We start from the raw sequence: 11,619 nt of genomic DNA, 5'->3' as shown, positions 1-11,619 counted from the left end.
ATGACAACAGCGCGCCTGCCCAAACTGCCACTGGACGAAGCCAAAGCCGCCGCCGACGAAGCGGCCGTCCCCAATTACATGGCCGAACTCAGCATCTTCCAGGTGTTGCTCAACCATCCGCCGCTGGCGCGCGCCATCAACGACCTGCTCGCCACCATGCTCTGGCACGGCGCACTCGACGCGCGGTTGCGCGAGTTGGCGATCATGCGGATCGGCTGGCTCACCGCCTGCGACTACGAATGGACGCAGCACTGGCGCGTCGCGTCGCGGCTCGGCGTCCCGGGCGATGATCTGCTCGGCGTGCGGGATTGGCGGAACTACGCGGGGTTCGGGCCCGCCGAGCGGGCTGTGCTCGCGGCCACCGACGACGTGGTGCGCGACGGCGCGGTCAGCGCCGCGAATTGGGCGGTATGCGATCGCGAATTCAACGGCGACACAATGGTTCTCGTCGAGCTGGTCACGGTCATCGGTGCGTGGCGCATGGTCGCGTCCATCCTGCAGAGCCTCGAGGTGCCGCTGGAGGAGGGCGTGTCGAGCTGGCCGCCGGACGGCCGTCCGCCCGGGTCTTGACATCGACGCTCGAGCGTGAATTGCTCAGGGCCGTAACCGATTGACTTATCAATCGATAACTCTTAGCGTCGGGCAATGAGAACCAGGGTCGCCGAGATGCTCGGTGTCGAATTCCCGATCTGCGCTTTCAGCCATTGCCGCGATGTGGTGGCCGCGGTGACCAACGCGGGCGGATTCGGCGTCCTGGGCGCCACCGCGCACAGCCCGGGGCGACTGCACAGCGAGCTGACCTGGATCGAGGAGCAGACCGGGGGCAAGCCCTACGGGGTCGACCTGCTGCTGCCGCCCAAATACGTGGGCGCCGAGCAAGGCGGGATCGACGCCGACCAGGCCCGGACCCTGTTGCCCGACGAGCACCGCGCGTTCGTCGACGACCTGCTCGCGCGCTACGGGGTGACGGCGCCCGCCGCGGACGCTCGCCCGTCCTTCGGCGGGTTGAGCATTTCGCCGAAGAGTTACCAGCCGCTGCTCGACGTGGCCTTCGCGCACAACATCCGGCTGATCGCCAGCGCGCTCGGCCCGCCCCCGGCGGACCTCGTCGAACGCGCCCACGACGACGACGTGCTGGTGGCCGCGCTGGCCGGCACCACCCGCCACGCGCAGCGGCACGCCGCGGCCGGTGTCGATCTGATCGTCGCGCAGGGCACCGAGGCGGGCGGCCACACCGGCGACGTGGCGACCATGGTGCTGGTTCCCGAGGTGGTGGACGCCGTGGCGCCGGTTCCGGTGCTCGCCGCCGGCGGCATCGCCCGCGGTCGCCAGATCGCGGCGGCCCTGGCGTTGGGCGCCGAGGGCGTGTGGTGCGGGTCGGTCTGGCTGACCACCGAGGAAGCCGAGACGGTGCCCGTGGTCAAGGAGAAGTTCCTGGCCGCCACGTCCTCCGACACGGTGCGGTCGCGCTCGATGACGGGCAAGCCGGCGCGGATGCTGCGCACCGCCTGGACCGAGGAATGGGACCGACCGGAAAACCCGGACCCGCTGGGCATGCCGTTGCAGACCGTGCTGATCACCGAGCCGCAGGTGCGCATCAACTCCGCCGCCGCCCACGACGGCGCCAAGGCGCGTGAGCTGGCGACCTACTTCGTCGGACAGGTGGTGGGCTCGCTCGACCGGGTCCGCCCCACGCGCTCGGTGGTGCTGGACATGGTCGACGAGTTCATCGACACGATCGGCCGGCTCGAGGGCCTGGTCGAGAAGTGATCCCGGGCCCGTTGGTAGCGAATCGCGGACACGTCATCGCGGGATTTGACCGCGTCAGACCACTCGTGCATGATCGGTCGGGTAAGCACCTCGTTAGGTGAGGCGTCTACACGAATACAGGCCACTGACCCCGAACGTCGAAAGACGCCCCGGGTCAGGACAGCTCCTCCCGGCTTAAGGGTTGAGCCCAGGTGGCTTCCGGTTTGGATTGTTTTTCCAGGCCAGGACACGTCGTGTGGTGCCGAAGCTCTGACGAGAGGGGTGCGGTCTCCGACAGTCGTCGGGTTCTGCTCCTTGTGCTGCGTCTAGATCGCATGCGACCGCGAGGAGGTGAGGGACACATGAGTTCGAGCGATAGTCCGGATCGAAGTCCGAACCGTGTTTCGTCCCGATCCGTTCTCGGGCGCGACGTTCTCGGCTGAGTCGTCGCACACGCTAAGTGCTTACCGGCCAAGCGTTCTGAGATCGGAACCGACCCGGGACGGGACACGTCAGTCCTTTCAGTCCCCGTTGGAATTCTCCCTCTAGGAGGCGATCATGACCGCAGCCCTCTACGACGAAGTCGTCACCGCAGCGCCCGCCCGCACGCTGAGGGTGGTGCGCGACACGGACACGGTTCACGCTCCGATCCACGTGCTGGCGCCCGAGCCCGCGCAACAGGCGCGCCGCAGCGACTACCCGCTGTTCGGCCCGGGCGGCGACCCGCTGGTCAACGGGGCCTGCCGGTTGCTGAGCATCCCGCTGCGTCACGTGTACGCGGCGCTGTGGCGGGTGGGTGTGCTCGAAGTCCGCGCCTGAGCTTTCGACCGCGAGACTGTAACTGGCGACGGGTGCACTCGGCGTCCGCGTCGGCAGTTACAGTCTCGCGGTAAGCTTTACTGGCGTCGATCCGGCCATCACCGGGGAGCCTTCGGAAGAACCGCCGGCCTGGCTTGCCAGAACCGGCTCAGTAGAACCGAACGGGTAGGCCCGTCACAGCCTTTCGATGAGCGGCCGTGCGCGAGCGCGGCAAGCGGGGTGGTACCGCGGCGCTCGCGCAGCCGGCGCGTCGTCGTCCCCAGGGCCTGAGACTGGCACAGGAGACGACGTTTGACCGAGCGCACTTACCCCAAGCTGGCCGGCGGGCCGCCCGACTTCCCGGCGCTCGAGGTCGAGGTGCTGGACTACTGGGCCCGCGACGACACCTTCCGCGCCAGCATCGCCCGCCGCGACGGCTCGCCGGAATACGTGTTCTACGACGGGCCGCCGTTCGCCAACGGCCTGCCGCACTACGGGCACCTGCTCACCGGCTACGTCAAGGACATCGTCCCGCGCTATCGCACCATGCGCGGCTACAAGGTGGAGCGCCGGTTCGGCTGGGACACGCACGGGCTGCCGGCCGAACTCGAGGTCGAGCGCCAGTTGGGCATCACCGACAAATCGCAGATCGACGACATGGGTATCGCCGCCTTCAATGACGCCTGCCGCGCATCGGTGCTGCGCTACACCGACGAGTGGCAGGCCTACGTCACCCGTCAGGCGCGCTGGGTGGATTTCGACAACGACTACAAGACGCTGGACCTGCCCTACATGGAGTCGGTGATCTGGGCGTTCAAACAGCTCTGGGACAAGGGCCTGGCCTACGAGGGCTACCGGGTCCTGCCCTATTGCTGGCGCGACGAAACCCCGCTGTCCAACCACGAATTGCGGATGGACGACGACGTGTACCAGAGCCGCCAGGACCCCGCGCTTACGGTGGGGTTCAAGGTGGTCGGCGGCGCGCTCGATGGGGCGTATCTGCTGGTGTGGACGACGACGCCGTGGACGCTGCCGTCCAACCTCGCCGTCGCCGTCAACCCCGACGTGACGTACGTCGAGGTGCGGTCCGGTGATCGCCGGTTCGTGCTGGCGCAGCCGCGACTGGCCGCCTACGCCCGCGAGCTGGGAGAAGAACCGGAGGTGCTGGGCAGCTGCACCGGCGCCGACCTGCTGGGCACCCGGTATCTGCCGCCGTTCCCGTATTTCATGGACTCGCCCAACGCCTTTCGGGTGCTGGCGGGGGAGTTCGTCACCACCGAGGACGGCACCGGCATGGTGCACATGGCGCCCGCCTACGGCGAGGACGACATGGCCGTCGCGGACGCCGCCGGCATCGCCCCGGTCACCCCGGTCGACTCCAAGGGACGGTTCGATGCCAGCGTCCCGGATTACCAGGGGCAGCACGTCTTTGACGCCAACCCGCAGATCATCCGCGACCTGAAGAACGGCAGCGGTCCCGCCGCGGCCAACGGGGCGGTGCTGCTGCGCCACGAAACCTACGAGCACCCCTACCCGCACTGCTGGCGGTGCCGCAACCCGCTGATCTATCGGGCGGTGTCGTCGTGGTTCGTCGCGGTCACCGAATTCCGGGACCGCATGGTGGAACTCAACCAGCAGATCACCTGGTACCCCGAGCACGTCAAGGACGGCCAGTTCGGCAAGTGGTTGCAGGGTGCCCGCGATTGGTCGATCTCACGAAACAGGTACTGGGGCACCCCGATTCCGGTGTGGAAGTCCGACGATCCGGCCTACCCGCGCATCGACGCTTACGGCAGCCTCGACGAACTGGAGCGCGACTTCGGGGTGCGGCCCACCAACCTGCACCGCCCCTACATCGACGAGCTGACCCGGCCCAACCCCGACGACCCCACCGGTCGCAGCACGATGCGGCGCATCCCCGACGTGCTCGACGTGTGGTTCGACTCCGGGTCCATGCCGTACGCGCAGGTGCACTACCCGTTCGAGAACGGGGAGTGGTTCGACGGCGTCCACAGCGCCGACCCTGACAAGCAGGTCGGCGGCCACTATCCGGGCGACTTCATCGTCGAGTACATCGGGCAGACCCGCGGCTGGTTCTACACGCTGCATGTGCTGGCCACCGCGCTGTTCGACCGGCCCGCCTTCAAAACCTGTGTGGCCCACGGCATCGTGCTGGGCTCCGACGGCCAGAAGATGAGCAAATCGCTGCGCAACTATCCCGACGTGTCCGAGGTGTTCGACCGCGACGGCTCCGATGCCATGCGCTGGTTCCTGATGGCCTCGCCGATCCTGCGCGGCGGCAACCTCATCGTCACCGAGCAAGGCATCCGCGAGGGTGTGCGCCAGGTGCTGCTGCCGTTCTGGAACGCCTACAGCTTCCTGGCCCTGTATGCGCCGAAAGTCGGTGTCTGGCGCACCGATTCGACCCAGGTGCTGGACCGCTACATCCTGGCCAAGCTCGCCGGACTGCGCGACGAGCTGACCCGTGAGATGGACAGCTGTGATATTTCGCGAGCCTGCGAGCAGCTGCGCCAGTTCACCGAGGCGTTGACGAATTGGTATGTGCGACGGTCACGTTCGCGCTTCTGGACCGAAGACGTCGATGCCATCGACACCTTGCACACCGTGCTGGAGGTGACCGCGCGGCTGGCCGCGCCGCTGCTTCCGTCGGTGACCGAGATCGTCTGGCGCGGCCTGACCGGCGAGCGGTCGGTGCACCTGACCGATTGGCCGCAGGCGGGTGACGTGCCCGCCGACCCCGAGCTGGTCGCCGCGATGGATCAGGTCCGCGACGTGTGCTCGGCCGCCTCGTCGCTGCGTAAGGCCAAGAAGCTGCGGGTGCGGCTGCCGCTACCGAAACTCACTGTGGCGGTGGAGAATCCGCAACTCTTGCAGCCGTTCGTCGACCTGATCGCCGACGAGCTCAACGTCAAAAGCGTCGAGCTGACCGATGCGATCGACACCTACGGCTCCTTCGAGCTCACCGTCAACGCGCGGGTGGCCGGCCCGCGGCTGGGCAAGGACGTGCAAGCCGCGATCAAGGCCGTCAAGGCGGGGGAGGGCGTCGTCAATGAAGACGGCACCCTGACCGCCGGTCCCGCGGTCCTGCAACCGGAGGAATACAGCTCGCGGCTGGTCGCCGCCGACCCGGAATTCACCGCGGCGCTGCCCGACGGGGCGGGCCTGGTGGTGCTGGACGGCACCGTGACCCCGGAGCTGGAGGCCGAGGGCTGGGCCAAGGACCGGATCCGCGAACTGCAGGAACTGCGCAAGTCGACGGGCCTGGACGTGTCCGACCGGATTTCGGTGGTCATGTCGGTGCCGCCCGAGCGGGACGACTGGGCGCAGGCGCACCGCGACCTCATCGCGGGGGAGATACTCGCTACCAGTTTTCAATTCGCCGAGCCGGCACCGGACGCCGTCGCTATCGGCGACGGCGTCCGGGTGAGCATCGCCAGAGCCAAGGCCTGAGCCTGAGCCTGAGCCTGAGCCTTTTGGGCCTGAGCCTTTCGGGCCGCGAAAGTGCAACTGGCGACGCATTTCCCGAGTAACGGCGTCGGTAGTCGCACTCTCGTCAGATGTCGGAGGGTTGTGGCAGCCTCCACTTATGGGCGACGGGGAACCGTTTGTGGGTACAGAGGCGCTCCGGGTCGGCGAATTGACGGAGCGCGATCTGCGGCGCTCCTGCACACGGATCTATCGCAACGTCTACCAACGCCGTGGTGGTGACTTCACCGCAAAGGATCGGGCGGTAGCTTCCTGGCTATGGTCGGGTCGGCAGGCGGTGGTCGCCGGAAACTCGGCGGCCGCGCTGCTGGGCGCTGAATGGGTCGATCCGCACGCGCCGGCCGAGCTGATCACCGGCCGCAAGCGACCGCCACCATTGATCGTCACCCGCAATGAGACGTTGCTGCCCGGCGAGATCACCGAGGTTTGTGGTGTGCCAGTGACGTCGCCCGCGCGCACAGCGTTCGACCTGGGACGAAGGACCGGACTCGTGGCTGCGGTCGTAGCAATCGATTCGTTGGCGAGGGCCACGGGGCTAACGGCTGAGTGCGTCGAACCGCTGTTCGGGGCGCACCGCGGCGCCCGCGGCATGACGCAGCTGCGCCGAGCGCTACCGCTCATCGACGCGGGGGCCGAATCGCCCCAGGAGACCAGGACCAGGCTCGTGCTGATGCGCGGGGGTTTGCCCAGGCCGCAGACCCAGATCAACGTGCACAACGTCTGGGGTGCGGTGCTGGCCAGGATCGACATGGGCTGGGAGGAGTGGCTCGTCGGGGTGGAATACGACGGCGCGCAGCACTGGGTGGATCCGCGCATTCGCGCCAACGACATCGAGCGCACCGCGGAACTGGAGCGGCGGGGATGGCGCCTGGTCCGGGTCGGCGCAGACCTGTTACGGCACCGGCCGAGCGTCGTCGTGGACCGGGCAAGGAGTGCTCTGCGCGCCGCCGGCTGCACACTTTGAATGCGAAAGTGCAACTGGCGACACGTTTCTCGAGAAGACCCGTCGCTGGTGACACTCTCGCGGTCAAGGCTTGACGGCGCGCCAGCGCTGCCTGCCCCCGCGCACTTCGACCTCGACGTCGCCAAACCCCGCCGCGCGCAAGCGATCCGGCAACGTCTCCGGCGACACCGTGTTGCAGGTGTCGCGGAAGTGCAGGATCCGGAACCTGGGCGAGGTCACGCTGTCGCTGCCGGCGAACACCCCGCCCGGGCGCAGCACCCGGAACGCCTCGGCGAACAGCCGGTCCTGCAGTTCCATGGTCGGGATGTGGTGCAGCATGGTGAACGACACCACCGAGCTGAACTCGTCGGCCGGCAAACCGGTATCGGTGCCGTCGCCGTTGATGATGCGGGCCCGGTCGCCGTACAGCCTCTGCAGCCGCTCGGCCATCGGGGTGTCGATCTCGACCGAGGTGAGCTGCGGGGTCATGTCGACGAGGGCGTTCAACACGGCGCCGTAGCCGGGCCCGATCTCCAGCGTGTTGTCGCCGAGGTCGATATCGGCGAGTACCCACGGCAGCAACTCCTCTTTGACCGCCATCCGCCAGCGGTCGGAGTTGCAGATGTACTTGTGCGCGAGGTTCATGCCCATAGGGGAAAACCTAGTCCAACCGACCCCTAGCATCGATCCTGTGGAGTCGCGCTGGGTGCTGCACCTGGACATGGACGCGTTCTTCGCTTCCGTCGAGCAACTTACCCGGCCGACCCTGCGCGGTCGGCCGGTGCTGGTCGGCGGTTTGGGTGGCCGCGGCGTGGTGGCCGGCGCCAGCTATGAGGCGCGCGTGTTCGGCGCCCGATCGGCCATGCCCATGCATCAGGCCCGCCGGCTGGTCGGGGTGAGCGCGGTGGTGCTGCCGCCGCGCGGCGTCGTGTACGGGGTGGCCAGCCGCCGGGTCTTCGACACCGTGCGCGCCGTGGTCCCCGTCGTCGAGCAACTCTCCTTCGACGAGGGATTCGGCGAACCCGCACCGCTGGCCGGGGCGTCCGCCGAGGACGTCGAAGCCTTCTGCGAGGACCTGCGCCGACGGGTTCGTGACCAGACCGGGCTGATCGCCTCGGTGGGCGCGGGCTCGGGCAAGCAGATCGCCAAGATCGCCTCCGGACTGGCCAAACCCGACGGGATCCGGGTGGTCCGCCGCGCCGAAGAACGACCGCTGCTCGGCGGATTGCCGGTGCGCCGGCTGTGGGGAATCGGCCCGGTCGCCGACGAGAAGTTGCATCGCCTCGGCATCGAAACCGTAGGGGAGCTGGCCGCGCTGACCGACGCCGAGGCGGCCAACATCCTGGGCGCCACGATCGGGCCGGCGCTGCACCGGCTGGCCCGCGGCATCGATGATCGCCCCGTCGCCGAGCGCGCCGAAGCCAAACAGATCAGCGCCGAGTCGACCTTCGCCGTTGACCTGACCAGCCTGGAGCAGCTGCGCGAGGCGATCGAACCGATCGCCGAGCACGCCCATCACCGCCTGCTGCGCGACGGCCGCGGCGCGCGCACCGTCACGGTCAAGCTGAAGAAATCCGACATGAGCACGCTGACCCGGTCCGCGACCCTGCCGTACGCGACCACCGAGGTCGCCGCGCTGGTCGGCGTGGCCCGCCGGCTGCTGCTCGATCCGCGCGAGATCGGGCCCATTCGCCTTCTCGGCGTGGGGTTTTCGGGGTTGAGCGACGTGCGCCAGGAGTCGCTGTTCCCGGATCTGGAACTGCCGCAGGAGCAACCGGATTCGCACTCCGTCGAAACCGCGACCGAGGCCATGTTCAGCAAGGGGCCCGGCGAAGCCGGCTGGCGGGTGGGGGACGACGTCGGCCACCGCGACCTCGGGCACGGCTGGGTGCAGGGCGCGGGCCACGGCGTGGTCACCGTCCGGTTCGAGACCCGCACCTCCGGCCCGGGCTCGGCGAAGACGTTTCCCGCCGCCGGCGACGAGCTGGTGCGCGCCAATCCGGTCGATTCGCTGGACTGGCCGGATTACGTCGGCGGGCTGCAAGCCGACGCTGTGTCAGCCCCACCGGCCGACGACGTCGGCGACGGGTAGCCGGGCGGCCAGCGCGGCGATCAGCAAGACGCGCGCCTGCGACGGCCGCAGCCCGGGCACCATCACCGCCCCGGCGGCCGCCATGTCGTGCCCGGGGCCGTAGCTCGCGCCGACCCGCCCGCCGGGAACCCGGGTGGACACCGCGACGACGATCCCGTCGCCGCAGTGCCGGCGCACCGCGTCGACCACCGCGGGCCCGGCGTTCCCCGAACCCAGCGCCTCGAGGACCACGGCCCGCGCCCCGGCGGCCACGCAGGCGTCGAGCGCCACCGCGTCGCTGCCCAGGTAGGCCGCGACGATGTCGACCCGCGGCGCCGGCGCGGCGCGCAGATCGCCGAGGTACGGCCGCGTCTTGGGGCCAGCCAGCGTCACGTCACCGGCGACGGTGCCGAGCAGCCGACCGGTGAAGCCGCCGAGGTCCTCGGTGGCCACCTTGCACATGCCCAACGGCTGCAGCACCCGGCCCGCGAAACACATCACCACGCCCAGGCCGCGGGCGGCGGGACTGGCCGCCACGGCCAGGGCGTCGCGCACATTCGCCGGACCGTCAGCGTCGGGGGCGTCGGCGCTGCGCATGGCGCCGGTCAGCACGATCGGCGCATCGCCGGCATAGGTGAGATCGAGCCACAGGGCGCTTTCCTCCATGGTGTCGGTGCCATGCAGGACGACCACGCCGTCGGCGCCGTCGCCGAGCGCGGCCGTCACCGCGTCGCGAATCCGGTCCCAGTCGGCCAGCGTCAGCTCCGAGCTGTCGACTGCCAGCAGGTCGACGACGTCCACGTCGTGATCCCCGCGGAAGGGCGCCGTCAGATCCGCCCCGCTGTAGGAGGGCCGGTGCACCCCGTCGGCGCCGGTGCCGGTCGATATCGTGCCCCCGGTGGCGATCACGGTGAGGCGGGCCATGTTCGAATCATCGCGCATCGCCGCCGCGCGCACATCGCTGGCCCGCGCGGGGCGGTAGGGGATGATGGGAGAGTGCCTGAAGAACCAACGGGATCGACTGAGCCGGTGACCTCGGCCGACGCGGCGGCCACCGACCCGCGGCGGCCGCAGCGCCGGCTGCGCCTGCTGCTGTCGGTCGCGGCGATAGTCCTGGCGCTGGACGTCGTCACCAAGGTGCTCGCCGTCAAGCTGTTGCCTCCCGGCCAGCCGGTGCCGATCATCGGTGACACGGTGACCTGGACCCTGGTGCGCAATTCGGGTGCCGCGTTCTCGATGGCGACCGGTTACACCTGGATGCTGACCCTGATCGCGACGGGTGTGGTGGTCGGCATCTTCTGGATGGGCCGGCGGCTGGTGTCACCCTGGTGGGCGGTGGGCCTGGGTTTGATCCTCGGCGGCGCCATGGGCAACCTGGTCGACCGTTTCTTCCGGGCCCCCGGACCGCTGCGCGGCCACGTCGTCGACTTCCTCTCGGTCGGTTGGTGGCCGGTGTTCAATGTCGCCGATCCCTCGGTGGTCGGCGGCGCCATCCTGCTGGTGGTGCTGTCGATCTTCGGTTTCGACTTCGACTCGGTCGGGCGGCGCCACGCCGACGACGACTCCCCGGGCCGGCGGCGCAAGGCCGACGATGACATCGGGGGCGCCGAGGACAGCGCGGGTGAGTGACCGCTCGATGCCGGTCCCGGAGGGGCTGGCGGGCATGCGTGTCGACGCCGGGCTGGCCCGCATGCTGGGACTGTCGCGCAGCGCGGCGGCGGCCCTGGCCGAAGACGGCGGCGTCGAACTGGACGGGGTGCAGGCCGGCAAGTCCGATCGGCTGACCGGCGGCGCGTGGCTGCAGGTGCGCCTGCCCGAGGCGCCGGATCCGCCGCAGAACACACCGGTCGACATCGAGGGCATGACCATCCTGTATTCCGACGACGACATCGTCGCGGTCGACAAGCCGGCGGCGGTGGCCGCCCACGCGTCGGTGGGCTGGACCGGACCGACGGTGCTCGGCGGCCTGGCCGCCGCCGGCTATCGGATCACCACGTCGGGTGTGCCCGAGCGGCAGGGCATTGTGCATCGCCTCGACGTGGGAACGTCCGGGGTGATGGTGGTGGCGCTGTCCGAGCGCGCCTACACCGTGCTCAAGCGGGCGTTCAAGCAGCGCACCGTCGACAAGCGCTACCACGCGCTGGTGCAGGGACATCCGGATCCGTCCAGCGGGACCATCGACGCGCCGATCGGACGTCACCGCGGCGGTGAGTGGAAGTTCGCGGTCACCAAGGACGGCCGGCACAGCCTGACCCACTATGACACCGTGGAGGCCTTCGTCGCCGCCAGCCTGCTCGACGTCCATCTGGAAACCGGGCGCACCCACCAGATCCGGGTGCACTTCTCCGCGCTGCACCACCCGTGCTGCGGCGACCTGGTCTACGGCGCCGACCCCAAGCTCGCGAAAAGGCTTGGGCTGGAACGTCAATGGCTGCACGCCCGCTCGCTGTCGTTCGCCCACCCGGGCGACGGGCGGCGGATCGAGATCGTCAGCCCCTACCCGCCCGACCTGCAGCACGCGCTGGACGTGCTGCGCGACGAGGGCTGACCG

General features: G+C 69.3%; 10 protein-coding genes and 1 riboswitch. Of the genes, 8 read left to right on the top strand and 2 right to left on the bottom strand.

Going from position 1 to position 11,619, the window contains the following annotated elements; translation table 11 throughout:
- The 5 genes from EPN51_RS16140 to EPN51_RS16120 all read left to right on the top strand — a co-directional run bounded on the left by EPN51_RS16140 (position 1) and on the right by EPN51_RS16120 (position 7,018).
- Entirely contained in the window at positions 1 to 570 is a 570-nt protein-coding gene (locus tag EPN51_RS16140) for a carboxymuconolactone decarboxylase family protein (RefSeq protein ID WP_293044332.1), read from the top strand.
- Between the two features lie 75 nt (positions 571 to 645).
- Positions 646 to 1,770 (top strand): nitronate monooxygenase family protein, encoded by a 1,125-nt coding sequence (locus EPN51_RS16135; RefSeq protein WP_293044330.1) that lies wholly within the window; start codon positions 646 to 648, stop codon positions 1,768 to 1,770.
- Positions 1,771 to 1,852: 82 nt separating this feature from the next.
- A riboswitch (M-box (ykoK) riboswitch) is annotated at positions 1,853 to 2,038 on the top strand.
- Positions 2,039 to 2,307: 269 nt separating this feature from the next.
- Complete coding sequence (locus EPN51_RS16130) at positions 2,308 to 2,568, top strand: Rv1535 family protein (RefSeq protein ID WP_293044329.1); 261 nt, start codon at positions 2,308 to 2,310, stop codon at positions 2,566 to 2,568.
- A gap of 291 nt (positions 2,569 to 2,859) precedes the next feature.
- Positions 2,860 to 6,018: an isoleucine--tRNA ligase gene (gene ileS / locus EPN51_RS16125; RefSeq protein WP_293044327.1), complete on the top strand. Its 3,159-nt coding sequence runs from the start codon at positions 2,860 to 2,862 to the stop codon at positions 6,016 to 6,018.
- 136 nt (positions 6,019 to 6,154) lie between these two features.
- Entirely contained in the window at positions 6,155 to 7,018 is an 864-nt protein-coding gene (locus tag EPN51_RS16120) for a hypothetical protein (protein ID WP_293044325.1), read from the top strand.
- Positions 7,019 to 7,081: 63 nt separating this feature from the next.
- Here the strand turns inward: EPN51_RS16120 and EPN51_RS16115 are convergent, their stop codons facing one another.
- Entirely contained in the window at positions 7,082 to 7,648 is a 567-nt protein-coding gene (locus tag EPN51_RS16115) for a class I SAM-dependent methyltransferase (protein WP_293044323.1), read from the bottom strand.
- A gap of 55 nt (positions 7,649 to 7,703) precedes the next feature.
- On the opposite strand from EPN51_RS16115, the gene EPN51_RS16110 reads away from it, so the two are divergent.
- Positions 7,704 to 9,089, top strand: a complete 1,386-nt coding sequence (locus tag EPN51_RS16110) for a DNA polymerase IV (RefSeq protein WP_293044349.1) — start codon at positions 7,704 to 7,706, stop codon at positions 9,087 to 9,089.
- Here EPN51_RS16110 and EPN51_RS16105 read toward each other — a convergent pair.
- Positions 9,054 to 10,010, bottom strand: a complete 957-nt coding sequence (locus EPN51_RS16105; protein WP_293044320.1) for an asparaginase — start codon at positions 10,008 to 10,010, stop codon at positions 9,054 to 9,056. The two genes, EPN51_RS16110 and EPN51_RS16105, sit on opposite strands and share 36 nt — an antisense overlap.
- Positions 10,011 to 10,064: 54 nt before the next feature.
- On the opposite strand from EPN51_RS16105, the gene lspA reads away from it, so the two are divergent.
- Both lspA and EPN51_RS16095 read left to right on the top strand, forming a co-directional pair.
- A complete protein-coding gene (gene lspA / locus EPN51_RS16100) occupies positions 10,065 to 10,697 on the top strand; it encodes a signal peptidase II (RefSeq protein WP_293044318.1) in 633 nt (210 codons plus the stop codon).
- The gene (locus EPN51_RS16095; protein WP_293044316.1) at positions 10,690 to 11,616 is read left to right on the top strand and encodes an RluA family pseudouridine synthase; all 927 of its coding nucleotides are present in this window, start codon (positions 10,690 to 10,692) and stop codon (positions 11,614 to 11,616) included. Before lspA ends, EPN51_RS16095 begins: the two co-directional genes overlap by 8 nt.
- The last annotated feature ends 3 nt before the right edge of the window (positions 11,617 to 11,619 follow it).

Origin of the sequence: Mycobacterium sp. (assembly GCF_004298145.1) — a bacterium.
Lineage (GTDB): Bacteria > Actinomycetota > Actinomycetes > Mycobacteriales > Mycobacteriaceae > Mycobacterium.
The sequence above is the reverse complement of the archived record's forward strand: the minus strand, read 5'-3'. Positions and strand labels throughout refer to the sequence as shown.

Coding starts and splice junctions, on each gene's coding strand:
- EPN51_RS16135 (WP_293044330.1), top strand. CDS start 646: ATGAGAACCAGGGTCGCCGAGATGCTCGGTGTCGAATTCCCGATCTGC.
- EPN51_RS16115 (WP_293044323.1), bottom strand. CDS start 7,648: ATGGGCATGAACCTCGCGCACAAGTACATCTGCAACTCCGACCGCTGG.
- EPN51_RS16105 (WP_293044320.1), bottom strand. CDS start 10,010: ATGCGCGATGATTCGAACATGGCCCGCCTCACCGTGATCGCCACCGGG.
- EPN51_RS16130 (WP_293044329.1), top strand. CDS start 2,308: ATGACCGCAGCCCTCTACGACGAAGTCGTCACCGCAGCGCCCGCCCGC.
- EPN51_RS16140 (WP_293044332.1), top strand. CDS start 1: ATGACAACAGCGCGCCTGCCCAAACTGCCACTGGACGAAGCCAAAGCC.
- EPN51_RS16120 (WP_293044325.1), top strand. CDS start 6,155: ATGGGCGACGGGGAACCGTTTGTGGGTACAGAGGCGCTCCGGGTCGGC.